The 22,398-nt window shown below is 43.7% G+C and carries 22 protein-coding genes and 4 pseudogenes; all 26 read left to right on the forward strand.

From position 1 onward, the window contains the following. Window positions 1–42: 42 nt before the first annotated feature. A complete protein-coding gene (locus JCM19055_RS20645; RefSeq protein ID WP_052366619.1) occupies window positions 43–1,086 on the forward strand; it encodes a polysaccharide deacetylase family protein in 1,044 nt (347 codons plus the stop codon). Beyond that, window positions 1,044–1,394 (forward strand): pitrilysin family protein, encoded by a 351-nt coding sequence (locus JCM19055_RS30650; protein ID WP_265182426.1) that lies wholly within the window; start codon window positions 1,044–1,046, stop codon window positions 1,392–1,394. The genes JCM19055_RS20645 and JCM19055_RS30650 overlap by 43 nt, the downstream gene beginning before the upstream one ends. 19 nt (window positions 1,395–1,413) lie before the next feature. Beyond that, a complete protein-coding gene (locus JCM19055_RS30655; RefSeq protein ID WP_265182428.1) occupies window positions 1,414–2,025 on the forward strand; it encodes a pitrilysin family protein in 612 nt (203 codons plus the stop codon). Continuing rightward, on the forward strand, window positions 2,015–2,281 hold the full coding sequence (locus JCM19055_RS30660; RefSeq protein ID WP_265182427.1) for a hypothetical protein: 267 nt from the start codon (window positions 2,015–2,017) through the stop codon (window positions 2,279–2,281). Before JCM19055_RS30655 ends, JCM19055_RS30660 begins: the two co-directional genes overlap by 11 nt. A gap of 53 nt (window positions 2,282–2,334) precedes the next feature. Then, complete coding sequence (locus JCM19055_RS20655) at window positions 2,335–2,571, forward strand: YlmC/YmxH family sporulation protein (protein WP_042361129.1); 237 nt, start codon at window positions 2,335–2,337, stop codon at window positions 2,569–2,571. 219 nt (window positions 2,572–2,790) lie between these two features. Then, window positions 2,791–3,111, forward strand: a complete 321-nt coding sequence (locus JCM19055_RS20660; RefSeq protein WP_042361130.1) for a dipicolinate synthase subunit DpsA — start codon at window positions 2,791–2,793, stop codon at window positions 3,109–3,111. After that, window positions 3,080–3,658 carry an NAD(P)-dependent oxidoreductase gene (locus JCM19055_RS20665; protein ID WP_052366620.1) on the forward strand — a complete coding sequence of 193 codons (579 nt, stop codon included), beginning with the start codon at window positions 3,080–3,082 and terminating at the stop codon, window positions 3,656–3,658. The genes JCM19055_RS20660 and JCM19055_RS20665 overlap by 32 nt, the downstream gene beginning before the upstream one ends. Next, window positions 3,648–4,241, forward strand: a complete 594-nt coding sequence (locus tag JCM19055_RS20670) for a dipicolinate synthase subunit B (protein WP_042361131.1) — start codon at window positions 3,648–3,650, stop codon at window positions 4,239–4,241. The genes JCM19055_RS20665 and JCM19055_RS20670 overlap by 11 nt, the downstream gene beginning before the upstream one ends. 108 nt (window positions 4,242–4,349) lie before the next feature. Next, window positions 4,350–5,414, forward strand: coding sequence for an aspartate-semialdehyde dehydrogenase (asd, locus tag JCM19055_RS20675; protein WP_042361132.1), 1,065 nt, complete (start codon window positions 4,350–4,352; stop codon window positions 5,412–5,414). After that, complete coding sequence (dapG, locus tag JCM19055_RS20680) at window positions 5,411–6,637, forward strand: aspartate kinase (protein ID WP_042361133.1); 1,227 nt, start codon at window positions 5,411–5,413, stop codon at window positions 6,635–6,637. The genes asd and dapG overlap by 4 nt, the downstream gene beginning before the upstream one ends. A gap of 224 nt (window positions 6,638–6,861) precedes the next feature. Continuing rightward, window positions 6,862–8,536 (forward strand): annotated as a pseudogene (locus tag JCM19055_RS20685) (ribonuclease J). A 93-nt stretch (window positions 8,537–8,629) separates the two neighbouring features. Further along, complete coding sequence (locus JCM19055_RS20690) at window positions 8,630–9,337, forward strand: ClpP family protease (protein ID WP_042361134.1); 708 nt, start codon at window positions 8,630–8,632, stop codon at window positions 9,335–9,337. Next, window positions 9,334–9,537, forward strand: a complete 204-nt coding sequence (locus JCM19055_RS20695) for a YlzJ-like family protein (protein WP_042361136.1) — start codon at window positions 9,334–9,336, stop codon at window positions 9,535–9,537. Before JCM19055_RS20690 ends, JCM19055_RS20695 begins: the two co-directional genes overlap by 4 nt. 146 nt (window positions 9,538–9,683) lie before the next feature. Next, a pseudogene (locus JCM19055_RS20700) lies at window positions 9,684–11,985 on the forward strand (DNA translocase FtsK). Between the two features lie 19 nt (window positions 11,986–12,004). Then, window positions 12,005–12,271: a hypothetical protein gene (locus JCM19055_RS24875; RefSeq protein ID WP_052366621.1), complete on the forward strand. Its 267-nt coding sequence runs from the start codon at window positions 12,005–12,007 to the stop codon at window positions 12,269–12,271. Between the two features lie 8 nt (window positions 12,272–12,279). Further along, window positions 12,280–13,284, forward strand: coding sequence for an EF-P 5-aminopentanol modification-associated protein YfmF (yfmF, locus tag JCM19055_RS20705; RefSeq protein ID WP_052366622.1), 1,005 nt, complete (start codon window positions 12,280–12,282; stop codon window positions 13,282–13,284). Then, window positions 13,284–14,564, forward strand: coding sequence for an EF-P 5-aminopentanol modification-associated protein YfmH (gene yfmH, locus JCM19055_RS20710; RefSeq protein ID WP_042361137.1), 1,281 nt, complete (start codon window positions 13,284–13,286; stop codon window positions 14,562–14,564). Before yfmF ends, yfmH begins: the two co-directional genes overlap by 1 nt. Continuing rightward, entirely contained in the window at window positions 14,561–15,286 is a 726-nt protein-coding gene (ymfI, locus tag JCM19055_RS20715; protein ID WP_042361138.1) for an elongation factor P 5-aminopentanone reductase, read from the forward strand. The genes yfmH and ymfI overlap by 4 nt, the downstream gene beginning before the upstream one ends. A 68-nt stretch (window positions 15,287–15,354) precedes the next feature. Then, window positions 15,355–15,603, forward strand: a complete 249-nt coding sequence (locus JCM19055_RS20720) for a DUF3243 domain-containing protein (RefSeq protein ID WP_042361140.1) — start codon at window positions 15,355–15,357, stop codon at window positions 15,601–15,603. Window positions 15,604–15,746: 143 nt separating this feature from the next. Next, a complete protein-coding gene (locus JCM19055_RS20725) occupies window positions 15,747–16,523 on the forward strand; it encodes a DUF3388 domain-containing protein (protein WP_042361141.1) in 777 nt (258 codons plus the stop codon). 15 nt (window positions 16,524–16,538) lie between these two features. Beyond that, window positions 16,539–17,123, forward strand: coding sequence for a RodZ family helix-turn-helix domain-containing protein (locus JCM19055_RS20730; RefSeq protein WP_052366623.1), 585 nt, complete (start codon window positions 16,539–16,541; stop codon window positions 17,121–17,123). After that, window positions 17,120–17,419 carry a DUF4115 domain-containing protein gene (locus JCM19055_RS20735; RefSeq protein WP_042361142.1) on the forward strand — a complete coding sequence of 100 codons (300 nt, stop codon included), beginning with the start codon at window positions 17,120–17,122 and terminating at the stop codon, window positions 17,417–17,419. The genes JCM19055_RS20730 and JCM19055_RS20735 overlap by 4 nt, the downstream gene beginning before the upstream one ends. 146 nt (window positions 17,420–17,565) lie before the next feature. Further along, on the forward strand, window positions 17,566–18,141 hold the full coding sequence (pgsA, locus tag JCM19055_RS20740; protein WP_042361143.1) for a CDP-diacylglycerol--glycerol-3-phosphate 3-phosphatidyltransferase: 576 nt from the start codon (window positions 17,566–17,568) through the stop codon (window positions 18,139–18,141). 18 nt (window positions 18,142–18,159) lie between these two features. Continuing rightward, window positions 18,160–19,399 (forward strand): annotated as a pseudogene (locus JCM19055_RS20745) (competence/damage-inducible protein A). A 7-nt stretch (window positions 19,400–19,406) separates the two neighbouring features. Then, entirely contained in the window at window positions 19,407–21,014 is a 1,608-nt protein-coding gene (locus tag JCM19055_RS20750; protein WP_042361145.1) for a DEAD/DEAH box helicase, read from the forward strand. 186 nt (window positions 21,015–21,200) lie between these two features. Further along, window positions 21,201–22,252 (forward strand): annotated as a pseudogene (recA, locus tag JCM19055_RS20755) (recombinase RecA). Window positions 22,253–22,398: the final 146 nt, after the last annotated feature.

The raw sequence follows: 22,398 nt of genomic DNA on the forward strand, positions 1-22,398 counted from the left end.
AAGCCCTTGTGCATAAAATAAGGACAAGGGAGGAATGCACGGATGAAACGTATACGATTTATTCAATTTATCGTCGGAATAACGGTCATATTTATAGGCTTTACCGCATTTCAAATTCCTCATTTTACCGATGAAACGGTAGACACGTGGAATGAAGAAGTGGAAACGATGACAACGACAGAAACGAATGAAGAGATCATAGAAAAGATTAAACAAGCAAAAGCAGAATTCGATGAATTGCCAATTGATGCGGTAATTGATCCGGTCTGGAAAGGCATACCAGGTTATAACGGTCGAGTGGTGGACGTTGAAGCATCGCTCAAAAACATGGAAGATGAAGAACGCTACATTGAAGAGTTACTTGTATTCGATGAGGTAGCCCCGGAAATTGGTATGGCTGATCTTGATGTGACACCATTTTACAAAGCACATCCGAACAAGCCTCAAGTTGCCTTTTTAATTAATGTGGCGTGGGGAAATGAGCATCTTCCAGAAATCATAAACAAGTTAAACGAACACGACGTAAAAGCAACGTTTTTCCTTGATGGATCGTGGACGAAAAGTCAGCCGCGGCTAGCACGTATGATTCAAGAAGAAGGTCATGAGATCGGGAATCACGCGTACAATCATCCAGACATGGCAACGTTATCTGAAGAAGAAATCAAAGATCAGTTAGAGCGAACGAACAACATCATTAAAGCGACATTGGACGTTACCCCAACGTGGTTTACCCCTCCGTCTGGAAGTTTTAATGATAAAGTTGTCGAAATTGCTAGTGATATGGGAATGTATACCGTATTATGGACAGTAGACACCATTGATTGGCAAAATCCATCAACCGATACGATGGTGGAGCGAGTCGTAACGAACATCCATCCAGGTGCAACGGTGCTCATGCACCCGACAAAACCGACTGCTGAGGGAATTGACGAGATGATCGTTCAAATTCGCGAACAAGGATTAGAGATTGCACCGGTTTCCTCCGTCATGAGCGAGCAAAGAGCAACAGGACCACAGATTGAAAGTGTTGAGGAGGGAGAGCATTGGTTCAATGCAAAACATTACCGAACGGCGTTCGAATCGTAACAGAGGAAATGGCACACGTCCATTCAACTTCAATCGGTATATGGATAAATGCCGGTTCTAGAAATGAGACAGCAAAGGAAAACGGAATCGCCCATTTCATTGAGCATATGCTCTTTAAAGGGACAGACACGATGAATGCACAAGACATCGCCGTTCGTTTTGATCGATTCGGTGGGCATGTGAATGCGTTTACATCGAAAGAGTATACGTGCTTTTATACGAAAGTATTAGAGCGTCATGCTGAAGAAGCGGTGCGCCTTTTAACCGACATGTTTTTTTCGCTCGGCATTTTTAGAAGAAGAGATTGAGCGAGAACGCCAAGTCATTATTGAAGAGATTCGCATGGTTGAAGATACCGCTGATGATGTTGTCCATGACCTTCTAGACGTTGCAGCATTTGGTGATCATTCAATCGGACGACCGATTCTCGGTACTGAAGCTTCCATCAACTCATTTACGAGGGAAGACTTACTCAATTTTATGGAGCGGGAATATCGACCAGAGAACATCGTCATTTCAATCGCCGGTAGAATCAATGAGCAGCTATTAGCGGTCATTGAAGAAGCCTTTACTCACCATAAGAGAGGTGAGCGTAAGACGTGCGACTCTGCGCCGACTTTGATTCAACCTAAACACCTTATTCGCAAAAAAGCTGTTGAGCAAGCGCATTTATGCTTAGGGTTCCAAGGGGTTCCTCTAGTGGAAGACAACATTTATGCAAGTGTACTTTACAACCATTTGCTCGGCGGTGGTATGAGTAGCCGACTGTTTCAAGAAATCCGTGAGCAAAAAGCGCTCGCCTATTCCGTTTATTCGTATCATACGTCATACCAAGACACGGGTCTTCTAACTGTGTATGCGGGAACAGCAACTCATCGTTTAGACGAATCTTATCATGCTATTATAGATACCGTTAAAAAAATTCGCTGTGACCGATGAGATTACTGCAACCGATGTAGAAGATGCAAAAGCACACGTATTAGGAAGTACGGTCTTAAGTCTTGAAAGCCCGAGCAGTCGTATGAATCGAAATGGTCGCAATGAGCTTGCGATTGGTAGTCACCAAACGCTTGATGAATTGTCGGACCGGATTGAAAGTGTAACACACGATCAGGTGAAATTATTTGCGGAGTCGGTGTACAACAGTCCGATTGCCCTTTCTCTTATTAGTCAAGAAGGAAAAGCACCGAGTTAACGTTCTGAACGCCTCCTCTTTTTCATAACCTATATGGAAGAGGAGGCGTTCTTGTGAGACTTAGTGAAATGAGTGCAAAGGAAATCGTTGACTATGAACAAGGTGAACGTCTCGGTGTCCCGGGACGCCTAGATGCGAGGATTGATGAGACGACAGGTGAAATTCACGCGTTTTTGTTTCCGACAAATCGCTGGACACCATTTCGACGATCTGAAGACATGCTAGAAATCCACTGGCGGCACATCCATACGATCGGAGAAGACATGATTATCGTCGATCGATCTAAATAAACCATAAGCTGCTTGGGCGAAAACGCCCAAGCAGCTTTTTTGTGGGGACAGTCCCCCGGCATAGTAACGTATTACCGTAATGGGGGACTGTCCCCCACAAGAGTGCAGTATTAACGCGTCAGGGGACAGTCCCCAGTCATTTCGTAACTATGGTCACCGATTTGTCTGGACGCTCATAATCTAAACATGTGTGGAATTAGTAAAGGGGGGAAGGTGTTCATGCTGCATGTTGCCATACTCGGTGGAGATCGTCGTTTTCTCGCGTTAATTGAGACGCTTTCTGCCTATGTTGATACGTTGTATACAGTTGGGTTTGATGAATCAGCTGACAATGTAAACGTCGTACGAAGCAGCTTGGAAAACATCCCTTTTGAACAATTGTCTGCGGTCATTGTTCCGGTTCAAGGAATAGGAGACGACGGTTCAATTGATGTTTTAAATGGTCAAAGCGAACAATTATCAACGGCTCATGTTGAACGTACAAATAAAGATTGCATCTGGATTACTGGTGTTCGAACGGATTTTTTTACAAAAGATTAAAGATCGAAAAGTGATGAGCTTTCTCGATCGCGAAGACGTCGCGATATTAAACTCCATTCCTACCGCTGAAGGTTGTCTTCAATTAGCGATTGAAAAGACAGATCACACCATTCACGGATCACAAGTCTGTGTATTTGGCTACGGAAGATGTGGGCAAACGATTGCAGACGTTTTTAAAGGTGTTGGCGCGAACGTGACCGTTACGACAATGGTTGAGAAAGAAGAGGCTCGAGCGGCTCAAAGGGGCTTTCAAACGTTATTGTTTGCTGAATTTGAACAATCACTAGATTCGTTTGATATTGTCATTAATACGATTCCGGCGCATGTGTTTACACCTAACGTATTGCAACAATTAAAGCCATCAGCGTTTTTACTAGATATTAGTAGCAAGCCAGGAGCGTTTTTAAAAGAAGATGTAACCTCCTTGTCCAATATCGTTATGAACGTACCGGGTTTACCAGGGAGAGTTGCCCCACGAACAGCAGGAGAAATTCTCGGTGAAGCGACGAGGAAGATCTTAGAAAAGGAGTTTCGGCATGGATCTTAATGGGAAAAGAATAGGGTTCGGTTTAACAGGTTCTCACTGTACGTTAGAAGAGGTTATTCCGCTAATTAATACACTGAGATCTAAAGGTGCAGAAGTTGTACCATTTGTAAGCTGGACGGTGCAATCGACAGATACGAAGTTCGGTAAGTCCGCGCATTGGATTTCAGAGATTGAGAAGGCAGCAGACCATGAAGTCATTAATTCAATTGTGAAAGCAGAGCCATACGGCCCAAGAACACCACTTGATTGTATGCTCATTTCACCGATGACGGGTAACAGCTTAAGCAAGTTTGCAAATGCGTTAACAGATTCTCCGGTCTTAATGGCTGCAAAAGCAACGCTTCGCAACGGTTCACCCGTTGTTGCGGCGATTTCCACGAACGATGCACTCGGTCTTAATGCGAAGAATTTAGCGACACTTCTAACGATGAAGCAAGTCTTTCTCGTGCCATTTGGTCAAGACGATCCGGTCAAGAAGCCTACCTCACTTGTTGCGAGAATGGAAGCAATCCCGTCAACAATTGAAGAAGCATTAGAAGGTCGTCAATACCAACCGCTCTTAATCGATAAATATAACGATTGACGTGTAATGGCTGTTGATTAATTTACTAGACTCTTATATCGTAAATAGTAGCATGTGACATTGCGAATCAATGCACATTGTTGAATGCCTTGAGGAGGAACTAAACAAATGACAGAACACACAGGTTATAACGTAGCCGTTGTCGGCGCCACAGGTGCAGTCGGACAACAAATGCTAAAAACACTCGAAGAAAAAGACTTCCCGGTTCGCTCTCTTAAATTATTATCATCACCTCGCTCCGCTGGAAAAGAGATTGTATTTAAAGGCAAGACGTATACGGTTGAAGAAGCTGCTCCCGAGCAGTTTGAAGGTATGCAAATTGCCCTGTTTTCAGCAGGCGGTTCAATTTCAAAGAAACTGGCTCCAGAAGCTGTCAAGCGTGGCGCCATTGTTATCGATAATACGAGTGCGTTTCGTATGGACGAAAATGTACCACTCGTTGTACCAGAAGTAAATGAAGAAGACTTAAAGGGTCACAACGGAATCATTGCGAACCCGAACTGTTCAACGATTCAAATGGTCGTAGCACTAGAGCCAATTAAGAAAGCGCTCGGTTTGAAGAAAGTGATCGTGTCAACATACCAAGCCGTTTCAGGTGCAGGTCTTGATGCGATTGAAGAAATGAGAGAACAATCGAAGGATGTTCTTGAAGGAAAAGAAATTGATCCTAAAGTGTTGCCAGTGTCTGGTGATAAGAAACACTATCAAATCGCCTTTAACGCGGTCCCACAAATTGATCTTTTTGAAGAGAACGGATATACGTTTGAAGAAATGAAAATGATCAATGAAACGAAGAAAATTATGCATGACGATGCACTAGAAGTAGCTGCTACTTGTGTAAGACTTCCAGTTGAGACAGGTCACTCGGAGTCCGTTTACATCGAGACAGATGGAGAAGGAAAAAGCGTAAAAGAAATCCAAGCGATCCTTTCAGAAGGTGCTGGTATTACGCTTCAAGACGACCCATCCACGCAAACGTATCCGTTAGCGACAACATCTGTAGGATTGCCAGACGTATTTGTCGGACGTATTCGTAAAGACCTCGACAAAAACAATGCGTACCACATGTGGATCGTTTCTGACAATTTGTTAAAAGGAGCTGCGTATAACTCAGTGCAAATTGCAGAAAGCCTGATCAAGTTAGGTATTGTTAAAGAAGGACAATCATCATGACAATCGTCGTTCAAAAGTTTGGCGGAACGAGCGTACAATCGGCTGAGTTGCGAGAAATCGCAGCTCAGCACGTGCGTTCTGCTGTTGAAAGTGGACACAAAGTTGTCGCTGTTGTCTCCGCAATGGGGCGCAGTAACGACCCGTACAGCACAGACACGTTGCTCGGGTTAATCGATGGAAACGATGCGCACGTTCCTAAGCGTGAGCAAGATTTGTTGCAATCGTGTGGAGAGATTATTTCAAGTGTGGTGTTTACGAACCTTCTTATCGGTCAAGGTTTGAAAGCGAGTGCGCTTACAGGCAAGCAGGCAGGGTTTGTAACGAACGACACGTTTGGAAATGCGCGTATTACAGAAATGAAAACCGATGCGATTCTTGAACGGTTCAAAGAAAGTGACGTTTTAGTTGTCGCTGGTTTTCAAGGTGAGTCAACGAAGGGCGAGTTAACGACGCTTGGACGTGGCGGAAGTGATACGTCAGCGACAGCACTCGGTGCCGCTTTAAACGCGAAGTATGTCGATATTTTCACCGATGTGGATGGCATTATGACGGCTGATCCTCGCATCGTAAATGATGCGAAGCCATTAAAGACGCTCACGTATTCTGAAGTGAGCAACATGGCATATCAAGGGGCTAAAGTGATTCATCCAAGAGCGGTCGAGATTGCGATGTACGCAAAGATTCCACTTCGCATTCGCTCGTTGCAGTCTGACTCAACGGGAACACTCATTACGATGTCTAGAGATCAACTTCCTGGTAGCGACGTGGAAGAACGGCTCGTTACAGGCATTACGTATGTCAAAGATATTTCGCAAGTAACCGTTCAAAAAGCTGAAGATGACCACGCAGCAGCATCTTTAATCTTTACGAAGCTTGCTGCTGAGGGGATTAGCGTAGACTTTATTAACATTAGTCGTTATGAGGTCGTCTTTACCGTGCCTATGCATAAAGAACAGCATGTGCAAGAAGCGGTAAAAACGCTCGGTTATAAAGCAAATCTTTTGCCACGATGTGCGAAAGTAAGTGCCGTTGGTGCTGGGATGACTGGCGTTCCAGGGGTCGTCTCAAAGATTACGACCGCACTACATCAAGAAGAGATTGAAATTCTACAAGCGACCGATTCACATACGACGATTTGGGTGCTCGTACGTGAAGATGAAATGGACTTAGCAGTAAACGCATTGCATCATATGTTCAGACTTGCAGAAGAACAGAACTCGTAATAAACATCTACAAAGTCCTAATGATCGAAGGTCATTAGGCTTTTCTGTGCCTATATTTGCCTTGTTCTGACTTGTTTTATCCCGACGTATTGAGTTATACTACTAGCAGTTCATTCGTTCGGTTAAGGTGCATAAGCATGTAGCATGTTTTTGCGATTATAGACGGACAGGTCGCTTAGACGGAAAAGCGACAACAACTAGAATAGATGAAGTAGGAGGAACACATGTCTAAGCAAGAAGAGACACAAAGTCGAGTACGTGTGTTTGCCCTGGGCGGACTCGGGGAAACGGGCAAGAACATGTACGTTGTAGAAGTTGATGAAGAAATGATTGTACTAGATGCAGGTCAAATGATTCCGCAAGATGATATGCTCGGAATCGATGTCGTAATTCCTGATATTTCTTATTTGGTACAACATAAAGACCGAGTAAAAGCCATCGTGTTATCACACGGACACGAAGATCACACAGGTGCGCTTGCCTACATTATTGATAAACTGCAAGTCCCTGTATACGGTTCAAAGTTAACAATCGGACTTATTGAAGATGATCTTAAAGCGAAAAACCCATCCGATAAAACGAAGCTAAAGGTCGTTTCACCGGGCGGCAACATGAAAGCAGGGAAAATTCGCGTTGAGTTTTTCCGAGTGAACCACAGCATTCCTGATTGTTTAGGGATTGCCATTCAGACTCCGCAAGGGTATGTCGTGTACACGGGTGACTTTAAGATTGACCAAACCCCACCAGACCGCAAATTCTCAGATATTGGTCGCATGACCGATTACGGTAAAAAAAGGCGTACTCGTATTGCTTTCAGATAGTACGAATGCTGAAGTGCCGGGTACAACACCGTCTGAGAAAGACACAGAAGCAGGAATTAAGAGCGTGTTCCGTGAAGCAGAAGGACGCGTCATTGTTAGTACGTATTCTTCAAATGTGTATCGTATTCAGCAAGTCATCGATGCGGCAAATGAAACAAAGCGTAAGCTTGCGATCGTTGGAGATTCAATGATGAAGGTCATTGATATTTCGAAACGCTTAAACTATTTACGTGTGCCTAAAAACCTCGTCATTTCTGTAGATGAGCTTAGTCAATACAATACCGATGAGGTTGCGGTACTTTGTACCGGAAGTTTAGGTGAGCCCGTATCTGCACTTCACAGAATGGCTAAGGGTAGCGATCGTCAACTTTCGATTTTGCCGAAAGATACGGTGATTATTTCTGCAAGCCCATCACCGAGCAATGAGAAGTCGGTTGGACGTGTCGTTGATCAGTTGTACAAACTAGGTGCAGAAGTTGTTACGAAGTACCCACAAGTAAACGTTTCTGGTCACGCGAGCCAAGAAGAACTCATGTTCATGCTTAACCTCATGAAACCGAGACACTTCATGCCAATTCAAGGTGAGTTCCGCATGCAATTTGCCCACGCGCAACTTGCACAGACGACAGGTGTTCATCGCGATCGTATTCATATCGTGGATAATGGTGACGTGCTTATGTTCGAAGACAAAAAAGCAATCAAAGCGTCAAAAGTACCTGCTGGGAACGTCTTAATTGATGGACTAGGAATCGGTGACGTTGGAAACATCGTTTTACGTGATCGTCGTTTGCTTTCTAAAGACGGAATTCTCGTCGTCGTTGTGACACTTAACAAGAAGACGAGCGAATTCGTTTCAGGACCAGACATTATTTCTCGTGGGTTCGTCTACGTGAGAGAGTCTGAAGAACTGCTTGAAGAAGCAAAACAAAAAGTCTCCGACACGTTAAAAACATGTATGAGTGACAACGTAAACGAATGGTCTTCACTTAAAAGCAACGTGCGTGACGTATTAAGTCGTTTCCTTTATGACAAAACGAAACGCCGTCCGATGATTTTACCTATTATTATGGAAGTGTAATAACGAACACCTGCTGATCTTTCAGCGGGTGTTTTTTTTGGTGTATAAACCGTTCGATGAGATCAATACTAAGTGGGAAAAGGAGGTTTTTTTATGCCTGAAGAACAACCTGCGCCCGATAAAGGGAAAAAGTCGGATAACGTTGTCGACAAAATCCAAGCGTTTGGCCAAACGAGCGTGCCGACCGCAGAACAATCCGACATTCATTGCATCACGATCATCGGACAAATTGAAGGTCATATGCAACTCCCCCCACAAAATAAAACGACAAAGTACGAGCACATCTTGCCTCAACTCGTCGCTACGGAACAAAACCCTAAAATTAAAGGATTATTGCTCGTCTTAAACACCGTCGGTGGTGACGTGGAAGCAGGACTTGCGATTGCAGAAATGGTTGCAAGCATGAGCAAGCCGACCGTAACAATTGTTCTTGGTGGCGGTCATTCAATTGGTGTACCCGTCGCGGTTGCAGCAGATTACGCATTTATTGCAGAAACTGCAACGATGACGATTCACCCTGTGCGTTTGAATGGACTAGTCATCGGTGTGCCACAAACGTTTGAATACCTTGAGAAAATGCAAGAGCGTGTCATTCAATTTGTGACGGGGCACTCCAACATAAAAAATGATTTGTTCAAAGAATTAATGTTCGACAAAGGAAATTTAACGAGGGATATTGGGACGAATGTTGTCGGCCAAGATGCGGTTAGATACGGATTGATTGATGAGGTAGGCGGGCTAGGACCTGCAATTCAGAAATTACGACAATTAATCGATGAAGGCGAGGCGCCTTTGCAATGATTTTATATACCCCACTCGCTTATGAAGAAATTTTTCCGAATGAAGAAGGAACTGAATCATGTTACGTAGAAACTGAAACAGGTGTCGTTATGCTTGAGAAAAACATTGAAGGTGAATGGGTGGTCGGGAAATTGATCAGTCCGAACCCGAGTGATTATTTAGACCCAAAATACGAACCGGGTACACTTTGGAACAGCTAAGATGAACAACGATATGTTGCTCATCTTTTTTTATGATCGCAAGCGATGTAAGACGTTTGTAAGCTTTGAAAGAAGCGGTTTATGTTATAATAAACCAGCAATGCCATCTCTGACCATGTTTGATTTTTGTTAGGGGGAGGAGTGCAGTGGGGAAGAAAAAGAAGAAAAAGAAAAAGCAACAAGATTGGACGACGCAATTGAAGTTTGAGTTGAGCGGAATTGCGATTGTCATGCTCGCGCTCATTGCGACGTTTAATTTTGGTTCAGTAGGTACGATTCTCATTCAGTTGTTTCGGTTTTTTTGCAGGGGAATGGTATCACTTTATCACCTTCTTGTTGTATTTGTTTGCGCTCACGTTAATTTTTAAACGAGTGTTACCTAAAGTATGGACAAAGCGACTTACAGGTCTCTATTTAGCGATGTTTACGGTCCTTTTATATACACATTTAAGTTTGTTTGAGAACTTACAAAGTGTTGGTCCTTTTTCAAACGGTTCCGTGTTAATCAACACGTTAGAACTTTATCGCATGGATTTGCTCGGACAAGCGGATGATCTCGGTGGAGGTATGCTCGGTGCACTTGGGTATGCGACGGGGACGTTTTTGTTTGATGTTGAAGGAACGTTTGCAGTTGGAATTATTTTATTTGTCGTTTCGTTTATTTTACTTAGTGGCAAGTCGATTCGCGATGTGTACGACTATGCTTCCTCTAAAGTGCGATACGGAGCAGGAGTCGTTTGGAACTTTACAAAAGGTATTCAGACGAAAGTGAAAACGAACCAAACCGCAACGTCGAATCAACAACAGCCAGCAGCGAAGACAAAGCCAGTTGCAGAGAACAAAGGCGAACCATCAGTCAAAGAGCAAAAGCAAGCAACCACAGATCATGAGCGTCCTGTGATCCATAACTTCCAAGAGAATACGTATGCGAAGGAAGAAGCGAAACCTAGAAGAGCGTCAGAGAAAAAAAAGACGACCAAGACGATGAAATGGCACCGCTCGTTACGACCGAACGCTCAAATGAAGATTATCAGCTTCCAGCGATCGATTTGTTACAATCACCGGTACAAAATCATCAAACGAGTGATCGTAATCAAGTGTCTACGAACGCGAAGAAACTTGAAGATACGTTAAAGAGCTTTGGTGTACAAGCTCAAGTAAATGAAGTTCATTTAGGACCTGCTGTAACCAAATACGAAGTACAACCTGCGGTTGGCGTAAAAGTCAGTAAGATTGTCAGTTTAACCGATGACATTGCCTTGGCACTTGCTGCCAAAGACATTCGAATTGAAGCGCCAATACCAGGGAAATCTGCCGTCGGAATTGAAGTACCAAACCAAGATGTTGCGATGGTAACCTTGCGTGAAGTAATCGAAGGCTCAAAAAGCGACAGTGTCTTATCTGTCGGACTTGGTCGCGACATTTCAGGTGAGCCGATGATGGCAGAATTGAACAAAATGCCGCACCTTCTCGTTGCAGGTGCAACAGGAAGCGGGAAAAGTGTCTGCATTAACGGCATTGTTACGAGTATATTAATGCGAGCAAAGCCTCACGAAGTGAAGCTCATGATGATTGACCCGAAAATGGTTGAACTGAATGTGTACAACGGCATTCCGCATCTATTAACCCCGGTCGTAACCGAACCGAAAAAAGCCGCCCAAGCGCTCAAAAAGGTCGTCTCTGAAATGGAGCGTCGTTACGATTTGTTCTCTCATAGCGGTAGCCGGAACATTGAAGTATAATGCGATGGTCCGGAAGCACAATGAGAAAGACGAAGAAGAGGAAAAGCCTCTTTTACCTTATATCGTCGTGATTGTCGATGAGCTTGCTGACTTAATGATGGTCGCTTCAAGCGATGTGGAAGACGCGATTACGCGCCTAGCGCAAATGGCTCGTGCTGCAGGCATTCATATGATTATTGCAACGCAGCGTCCTTCTGTTGATGTCATCACGGGTGTCATTAAAGCGAACATCCCATCACGTATTGCGTTTGGTGTCTCGAGTTCGACCGATTCAAGAACGATTCTTGATTCGTCAGGTGCGGAGAAGTTACTCGGCCGTGGCGATATGTTGTTTTTACCAGTAGGTGCTAACAAGTCAACGAGAATACAAGGCGCGTTTATTTCAGATGATGAAGTAGAAGAGATCGTTAACTTTGTCATTGATCAGCAAAAAGCACAATACGAAGAAGAAATGACGCCAGACGATGTCGTTGAGACGCACGAAGAACCAACCGATGAACTGTTTTACGATGCAGTCGACCTCGTGATGCAAATGAACACTGCATCGGTCTCAATGCTACAACGTAGATTTAGAATTGGGTATACGAGAGCAGCACGACTCGTTGATGAAATGGAAGCACAAGGAATTGTCGGACCTTATGAAGGTAAGAAACCGCGAGAAGTATTAAAGCGAATGGATTCAGAAGACATGACAGATGCGAAGTAAATAGAAAAAGGTGATGTACATGGCAGAAGTAGAAACATTTCAAATCGGTAGCATGAATGTTCATTTTCAACCGAGTAAGAAATACAAAACAACGACGTTTGTCTTGCAAATTAAAGCGCCATTAGCAAAAGGTTCAGCTGCTTCTCGTGCACTTCTTATGCAAGTGTTACAAGCTGGAACGAATAACTTTCCGTCAAGACGTGCGATTCGTAAACACTTAGACTCGTTGTACGGTGCATCATTTGGCGGTGATGTCAGTAAAAAAAAGGTGAGCAGCACTTTCTGACGTTTTTCATGGAAGTGCCTCACGAGAAGTTTTTACAACAAGAAGACGAACCACTCGTGAAAAAGGCGCTCTCGTTTTTAACGTCAGCGCTCTTAGAGCCAGTGCGTGAAAACGGAACGTTTAAAGAAAGCATCGTTCACGAAGAAAAGCAAGCACTCAAAAGTAAAATCAAAAATATCGCAGACGATAAAGTGCGCTATGCGAACGGTCGCCTTATTGAAGAAATGTGTAAAGACGAAACGTATGGCATTCACCCTTATGGTTCGTACGATGAAGTCGAAGCACTCACTACACAAGACTTAGAACAAGCGTATGAATCACTGCTTGAAAACGATCAATTTGATTTATTTATTACGGGTCCAGGGAAAGTGGACGAATTAACGCCAGTGTTAAATGAGAGAAAAGCATCGTTTAAAAGTCGAGCAGTTGAAACGAGCACAAAGGTGAACGGTTCTACGAATAACGGTCGTGAAGTCATTGAGCATCAAGACTTGCAACAAGCAAAACTTCACTTAGGTTTTCGTGTACCGTATACGGCAAGTGATGAGGAGTATGCAACTGTTCTTGTTGCGAACGGGATCTTCGGTGCGTTTCCACACTCAAAGCTATTCGTAAACGTGCGAGAAAAGGAAAGCTTGGCGTATTATGCGGCGTCTCGGTATGAACCGTATAAAGGCTTAATTTTTGCAATGGCTGGAATCGGTTTTGAACAGTTTGAAAAAGCAACAAAGATTATGACCGAACAGCTCGATGCCCTTAAAGCGGGTGATTTCACCGAAGATGAACTAACGACAACCAAGCTAATGATTAAAAATCAAATTCTAGAACAAGTCGATACTGCCCGGGGCAATATTGATTTAATGTATCAAAATGTCCTCACAGGTCGCGAACGCTCTGTTGAAGAGCGAGTGAATGAAATTGATGCAGTTACGCGTGAAGACGTTGAACGCGTTTCAAAAGCGATTGAATTAGATACAGTGTACTTGTTAACGGGTAAGGAGGAGCGTGCATAATGGAAAAACTACATTACGAACAGCTCGGCGAAACATTATATAAAGAGACGCTCGACAATGGCCTAAAGGTCTATATCTTGCCGCGTCAAGAAAACAACAAAACATTTTCCATCTTCACGACGAATTACGGCTCGATTGATGATCAATTTACGCCAATGAATGAAGATGAAGTCGTAAAAGTTCCCGATGGGATCGCTCATTTTCTTGAGCACAAGTTGTTTGAAGACGAAGAAGGAGATGTGTTCGATACGTTTTCCCGTCGCGGGGCGCAGACGAATGCGTTTACGAGTTTTACGAGAACGGCGTATTTGTTCTCAAGCACGAGTGGCGTCAAAGACAACGTAAAAACACTCATTGATTTCGTGCAAAAGCCGTATTTCACTAAGGAATCTGTCGCGAAAGAGCAGGGCATTATCGAACAAGAAATCCGTATGTATGAAGACGACGCAGACTGGCGCTTGTTTTTCGGATTGATTGCGGCTCTTTATGAAAAAAGCACTGTACGCGTAGATATTGCCGGTACGGTCTCATCCATTCAAGACATTACAAAAGATATGTTGTATCAATGTTATGAGACGTTTTACCACCCATCGAACATGGTTCTCTTTATCGTCGGTCCTGTTGATCCAGACGAAATGCTAACGCTCGTAAAAGAAAATCAAGCCGGAAAAACGTTCAAAGAGCAAGGGGAGATTACACGCATTTATGGTGATGAGCCCGAAACGAGCTACAAAAAAGAAGATACACTTCACATGAACGTGCAAACGCCAAAAGTGTTGCTCGGATTTAAAGAAGCCAATGACGATTACCCACTTGAAGGGTTAAGCTATGAGCTCGCGATGCAAATGCTTTTAGACATCATGTTCGGACCGAGCTCAGAGGCGTACGAAGAAATGTATCGTGAAGGTATTATCGATAGTTCATTTTCAACAGACTTTACGATGGAGCGCTCGTTTGGGTTCTCAGCAATCGGTGGCGACACGAAAGATCCAGATGCTCTCGTAAAGAAAGTGCGTGAGACGATCCGCTCTTACAAACAAAAAGCATTAAGTGAAGAGGAAATGGCGATTACGAAAAAGCGTAAAATCGGTTCTTTCCTTAAACAATTAAACAGCTCGGAATTTATCGCAACGCAGTTTACTCGCTACGAAATGAATAACGATGATTTGTTTGAAGTCGTTCCGAAACTTGAGGCGTTAACACTTGATGATCTTGAGAAGGTTCTTCAGCGTCACTTCGTGGATGACCATAGTTCAATCATGAAGGTATTGCCAAAGTGAAACAGAGCGTTTTAATTACTGGAGCGAGTGGCGGAATCGGTCAAGCGATCGCTACATCCCTTTCGAATGCAGGGACACATTTGTTCCTGCATTATTTTAAAGGAAAAGAACGTGCTGAAAAGCTAAAACAAATCTGTAAAGCGAACGGTAGCGAAGTGACGTTGATTCAAGGTGATTTAACGTCGTCGCAGAGTACGTCGGCTTTTATTAATGAACTTGAAGTGCCGATCGACGCTTTTATTCACGCAAGTGGTCACGATTTATATGGCTTGTATACCGATTATACGGATGAAGAACGGGATGCCCTTATGCACCATCACGTCTATTCGGCGATGGCGATTGCAAAACGAGTGTTACCAACGATGATTCAAAAGAAATCAGGTCGAATTATTCTGATCTCCTCGATTTGGGGTGAAGTTGGGGCGTCAATGGAAGTGCTGTATTCGACGGCAAAAGGAGCTCAGCTGGCGTTTGTTAAAGCGTTAGCAAAGGAAGTCGCCATCTCAGGGATTACTGTCAATGCCGTCTCACCTGGGGTCGTTGAAACGAACATGATGGCTTCGTTTTCAGTAGATGAGAAAGAAGAACTCACTTCACGAATTCCAGCAGGAGTGTTCGGGACGCCAGAACAGATCGCTTCGGCATGCTCGTACTTACTTACAGAAGAAGCGGCATACGTGAATGGTCACGTGTTCTCCATCAATGGAGGCTTTAACGGGTAGGCATGTATAATTTTCTCGCTTTGATTCACACTACACGTGTAGTGACTTATGAATGGAGGAGGAAGATCATGTCTGTTCTTGAGAATTGGGACCACTGGAAATCGTTTTTAGGCGAACGCCTAGAATCTGCACAACACGATGGCTTAAACGAAAATGTCGTTTCTGACGTTGCATTTGAAGTTGGCGATTATTTAGCGAATCAAGTAGAACCACAAAACGAACAAGAACGAGTGCTAGCGGATATGTGGAAAGTCGCAGACGAGTCTGAACAACATGCGATTGCGAACATGATGGTCAAACTCGTACAAAAACATTAAACGTTAGGCGCACCGATCCCAACATTGGTCGGTGCGTTTTTTTTGTTTGTAGACAAAATACTATTCAAATGGTTGAAAATAACGTAAAATGACAGATGTATACTTAACCAATATATGTATATAGTTAGAGGAGGCCACTATTTATGGCGGAAAAGAAAGAATGGTATTTCGAATATCAAATTCATCAAAACCGACCCGGTCTTCTTGGGGATATCTCCTCTCTACTCGGTATGTTATCGATCAATATCGTAACGATTAACGGTGTTGAGAACAACCGACGAGGAATGCTCATTCGCTCTGCAAATGATGATAACATCGCGCGCTTGCGTGACATATTAGAAACGATGCAAATTATTACGTTAATGAAGATTCGACAACCGCGCTTACGAGACCGTTTGGCGGTGATGCACGGTCGTTATATTGAACGCGATGCGGATGATAAGAAAACGTATCGATTCGTTCGTGATGAACTCGGCTTGCTCGTTGATTTTATGGCTGAATTGTTTAAAGAAGAACGTCATTATCTCGTTGGAATTCGTGGGATGCCACGAGTTGGAAAAACCGAATCAATCGTTGCAGCAAGTGTTTGCGCGAACAAACATTGGTCGTTTATTTCATCGACTTTACTTAGACAAACCGTTCGTTCGAAGCTTGCGGATGATGAACGAGGTGAAAATCTCGTCTACATCATTGATGGGATTGTCACGACGATGAGAGCAAACGAACAGCATCGCAATTTAGTGAATGAAATCATGCAATTGCCAGCTGTAAAAGTTGTTGAGCATCCAGACATATTTGTTCGTGAAACTGCGTATACGTTACAAGATTTCGATTGTATTATTGAACTTAGGAATAATGATAAAGAGAAGATCACATATGAAATGGTAGAGTCAGGTTTCTCCTCTTTTGATATTAGCTAGGTAGAAGGTGGTAAGATGACAGAATTAGGTCAGTTTTTGCAGTCAAAGCGAGAAGAGTTTGGCTGGGATTTAGAAGAAGTTCAAAAGCGTACGAAAATTCAGAAGCGTTACTTGTTAGCCATTGAGTCTGGCGACTATGGAGATTTGCCCGGTGCTTTTTATGCCCGAGCCTTCATTAAAAGCTACTCAGAAGCACTCGGTCTTGAACCAGATGAAGTGTTCCAGCAATTTGAATCGGATTTACCGAAGCCAAAACAAGAAGCTGTTGATCTACCTTCACGGGTTGAACAGCAAAAGACACGAACGAAAGAACGGAAGAAGAAAAGCAATTACATGCCCGCTATTTTTATCGGATTGTTCTTGATTGCCATTGTGGCAGGGATTTGGGCGATTATGGCGTTTCCATCTGGAACAGATGAAGCGGCTCCTGAAGAAGAAGAGTCGATGAATATCGTCGGAACGACACCTGATGAGGAAGAAGACGACGAAGTGGGCGATGATGAAGGCGAAGAAGACACATCTTCAACAGAAGGCACGACTGAAGATGACGATGAAGCTCAAAACGAAGACGAAGACGAGCATCAACGGACGAGACGTTGACGTTTGCAGAGACGAACAACAACGAGTCATTGTTTACGGTAACTGGTGATTCATTCGCAATTGATCTTGAATTTGATGGTGAGAGTTACATTCAAATTCTAGACGAGCGTAACGGAACGGTCATTGGCATGGACGGCGTTTTCTCAAGTGATGAATCATTTGAAGTTGACGATCAAGATTCCATTACGATGAACGTCGGGAATACGTATGGTGTAACGATTACGGTCAATGGCGAAGAATTGGAATATCCAGTGGACACGCATCATCACTTTATTACATTAGAGTTAGAAGAATAATGAGTACGGTCTGCTACTTGACGGTAGCAGACTTTATGTTTTTCTTTTCAATCGACTTACATTTCGGTAGACTATAAAGACGCCTGTTTTCGATTAACTTGCTTTTCTGTTAAACTATAAGCGTGTTTGCAAAAGGAGGATCGGTTTTGAACTTACCGAATCAGATTACGCTCGCACGAATCGCATTTATTCCTATTTTTATGTTTGTCTTTTTATATCCATTTGATTGGGGAACGGTTTCTGTTTTTGATTCCGAAATTCCAGTTAATCATCTCGTAGCGGCATTGATTTATGCCATTGCGGCGCTTACCGATTGGGTAGATGGATACATAGCTAGAAGCCGAAACCTAATTAGTAACTTCGGCAAATTTCTAGACCCTTTAGCGGATAAATTACTCGTCACTGCAGCTTTACTCTCGCTCATTGAGCTTGATATGCTACCTGCGTGGATGGCGGTTGTTATTTTAACTCGCGAATTTGCGGTAACAGGCATGCGCCTCGTTGCAGCTGCAGATGGGACCGTGATTGCGGCGAGTCCACTTGGGAAATGGAAAACAGTTTTTCAAATGGTTGCGATTTTCTTTCTTATGGTTCATAACGTACCGTTTGAAGGGATGGGATTCCCACTCGCAGATCTATTGATGTGGATTGCCGTCATTTTGACGATTGTTTCTGGAATCGATTATTTCTGGAAGAACAAACACATTTTTAAAGATGCCTAATTGAAGGAGGCATGCTGAATGAATGCTGAAATTATTGCAGTTGGAACGGAACTATTACTCGGTCAAATTGCGAACACAAACGGTCAGCACATCTCTAGCCGACTTGCAAATCACGGAGTAAATGTATACAAACATACGGTCGTCGGTGACAATAAAAAAACGAATACAACAAGCGATTATCGAAGCAAGAAAACACCACGATCTGATTATTTTTACCGGAGGTCTCGGGCCGACGGAAGATGATTTAACGCGTGAAGCATTATCAGAATTAATTCAAGTTCCCCTCATCTATGATGAGGCGGCACTTGAACATGTGGAGCAGTTTTTCACATCAAGTGGAAGAACTGTAAGTGAAGCCAACAAAAAACAAGCGCTCACGTTTGAAGGTGCAGACGTGTTTCACAATCACGCTGGACTTGCATGTGGTTCGGCATTGGAGCACGAAGGAGTTCTTTATTGTTTACTACCAGGTCCTCCAAGGGAAATGCGGACGATGGTAGAGCGAGAATTGGAACCGTATTTAGCAACGATGAATACGTCGGGTAATTTCTTTGAGTCACGAGTGCTTCGTTTTTATGGAATTGGGGAATCCAGTTTAGAGGCTAAACTGAAAGACATGATCTCTGCACAAACGAACCCAACGATTGCACCGCTCGCAGGGGAAGATGAGGTCACACTCCGACTTACGGTGACCGAAACGAATACAGCGCGAGCAAAAGCGTTACTAGATGAAACGGAACGAGAAATTTATGCTCGAGTGGGCAAATATTTATACGGTTTTGACAACGACAGTCTTTATTCAAAAGCATTAGAAGAACTCGCTCGCACGAAGAGTACGATTGCGACTGCAGAAAGCATTACAGGTGGCGGCTTGGCCTCAAGTTTGACGTCAATCAAAGGTGCGTCACAAGTCGTTGTCGGTGGTTTTGTTACGTATAGCAACGATGCGAAAGTATCGCAGTTAGGCGTTCGTCAAGAAACGATTGACGCATATGGTGCTGTGAGTGAACAATGTGCAAAAGAAATGGCAGAAGGCGTACGCGACCGGTGCGGTTCAACGATGGGCATTGCATTAACCGGTGTTGCAGGACCTGATGAGCTCGAAGGGCATCCTGTCGGAACGTTGTTCATCGGTGTTGCAGATGGAAACGAGACTGCAGTCTTTAAGCGAGTCTTAAGTGGAACGAGAGAAACAATCCGTAGGCGGGCAGTGAAAGAAGCGTGTCACGTACTACTGTTACAAAAGAAAAAAAGGTGATTAATAGATGAATGTATTCGACCATGAAGCAATTAAACCTCAACTAAAAAAAGCAATCAAAGACATGGGCTTTGAAGAGCCGTCACCAATTCAAGAAAAAGCGATTCCGATCGTTCTAGAAGGAAACGACGTTGTCGGTCAAGCTCAAACAGGAACAGGGAAAACAGCCGCTTTCGGAATTCCGCTTCTCAACAAAATCCAAGCGAATTCTGACGTTCAAGCGATCGTCTTAACACCAACACGAGAACTTGCGATTCAAGTTGCTGGAGAGCTTCAAAAGCTTTCTGCACATATGAAGCTTACGACGTTGCCGATTTATGGTGGTCAATCGATTGGTCATCAAATCAAAGCGTTAAAACGAGGGGTACAAGTCGTTATTGGAACACCTGGGCGGATTCAAGACCACTTGCGTCGAAAAACGTTAAAGCTTGATCAAGTGGAGACGTTTGTTTTAGATGAAGCCGATGAAATGCTTGATATGGGCTTTATCGAAGACATTGAATCAATCTTAAAGCAGACGAACAAAGACCGTCAGACGCTTCTCTTCTCAGCGACGATGCCAGGACCAATTCGTAAGTTGTCTCGTCGTTATATGAATGAGCCAAAAACCGTTTCAATTTCTAAAAGTGAAGTGACTGCACCGAGCATCGAGCAGTTGTACTTTAAAGTACTTGAACGAAACAAGTTAGAATCTCTGTGCCGGATTATTGATCGTTATAGCCCTGAACTTGCAATTATTTTCTCTCGGACGAAAAAGGGTGTAGCGGAACTAACGGAGTCGCTTCAAGCGAGAGGTTATTTCGCAGATGGACTTCACGGTGATTTAACACAATCCCAACGGGATGCAGTTATGCGTAAGTTCCGTGACAGTTCCATTGAATTCTTAATCGCAACAGACGTTGCTGCAAGGGGAATTGACGTTGATAACGTCAGTCACGTTATCAACTACGATATTCCACAAGACCCAGAATCCTACGTACACCGTATTGGACGTACAGGACGTGCTGGAAAGACAGGGCAAGCGCTAACGCTCGTCACACCGCGTGAAATGAAGCACCTTCGTTCAATTGAACAAGAAATTAAGATGCAAATTCCAACGCGTGAGATTCCGACGATTGAAGAAGTCGTTGAGAAACAACAAGACGCATGGAAAACACAAATTACGAATGTCATTTCGGCGAAAGACGACGTATCGATCTTTGATGACCTAACCGATGAACTGTTGCAAGAGTTCAATGAGCGAGACATCATTCAAGCGCTTCTCTCAATGAATTATCAAACGGAGAACAACTTGTCTGAAGAAGGCTATAGCTTTGGCGACACAGGTGCTGCTAAAGGCATGGTGCGTTTCTTCATTAACGTCGGACGAAACGTTAACATGACGCCGAAGATCTTAATTGAAGAAGTAGCAAATGCTGTTGGCATTCCAGGTAAATCAATCGGACGCATTGATATTTTCGAAAACTTTACGTTCATTGAAGTGCCAGAAGCCGTAGCGCCATTTGTGTACGAAGGATTACGCCACTCACGCTTAAACGGTGCAAGAGTGAACTTAGAACCAGCAAAACCTCGTCCGAAACGAGAGAACAGAAAGCCTAACCCATCAAAAGCGTAAATCGAAAAGAGCCGTAACGTGATGTTTACGGCTTTTTCTTGTGGGATGAAAAAAAATCGAATAAATGTTCGTATTTTTGCTTGGCAAACGAAAAAAAAGTTCGTTATGATGTGAGCAGAGGGAAATTAATAGAGAATTGATGATAAAGTCGACGTGATTTTTTTAGATATAAAGGAGACGAATAGAATGAATGATCGTAAAGCCGCGCTGGATCAAGCGCTTCGAAACATTGAGAAACAATTTGGTAAAGGTTCAATTATGAAGCTTGGTGAAGAGTCTGAGCGCCGAGTTTCCACGATTTCAAGTGGTGCACTTGCGTTAGATATCGCACTTGGAGTAGGCGGGTATCCTCGTGGCCGAATCGTTGAAGTGTATGGACCAGAATCTTCAGGTAAGACGACAGTTGCCCTTCATGCGATTGCAGAAGTACAACGTAACGGTGGCCAAGCTGCATTTATTGATGCAGAGCATGCCCTTGACCCTGTTTATGCGCGGAACCTTGGGTGAATACGGATGAACTCCTTCTTTCTCAGCCAGATACAGGAGAGCAAGGATTAGAGATTGCTGAAGCGTTAATTCGAAGCGGTGCGATTGACATCTTAATCATTGACTCTGTTGCTGCACTTACACCGAAAGCTGAGATCGAAGGTGACATGGGGGATACGCACGTCGGTTTGCAAGCGCGTCTCATGTCGCAAGCACTTCGTAAGTTGTCAGGTGCGATTAGTAAATCGAATGCGATTGCGGTCTTCATTAACCAGATCCGTGAGAAAGTCGGAGTGATGTTCGGAAATCCTGAGACGACACCAGGTGGACGTGCACTTAAGTTCTATTCTTCTGTTCGACTTGAAGTACGTCGTGCTGAAGCATTGAAACAAGGCAATGACATCGTCGGGAATAAGACACGTCTTAAAGTCGTGAAGAACAAAGTGGCGCCACCGTTCCGTCAAGCGGAAGTGGACATTATGTACGGAGAGGGAATCTCTAGAGAAGGTTCATTGCTTGATATTGCGACTGACATTGAAATTGTCGACAAGAGCGGTGCTTGGTATGCGTACGAAGGTGAGCGACTCGGTCAAGGTCGTGAGAACGCCAAGCAATACTTGAAAGAGAATGAAGACGTAGCTTCTGAGATTGAGCTTAAGATTCGCGATCATTTCGAGCTGAACGGTTCGAAAGAAAAAGAAGTAGAAGGCGACAAAGAAGAAGAGATGGCGTTGAACTTAGAACAAGAGTAAACGTTCGAGGAGCAAGGGGTAGCTACCCCTTGCTTTTCTTTTTAATAGCAAGGGTTTTAACGGTTTTTAGAGCAAAGGTTTGTTGACATTTGTAAGAATTGAAGTATACAATTAAATGGAATGAATAAAGTGCTTGTCGCCGCCGT

Origin of the sequence: Geomicrobium sp. JCM 19055 (assembly GCF_000698185.1) — a bacterium.
GTDB lineage: Bacteria > Bacillota > Bacilli > Bacillales > Marinococcaceae > Geomicrobium_A > Geomicrobium_A sediminis.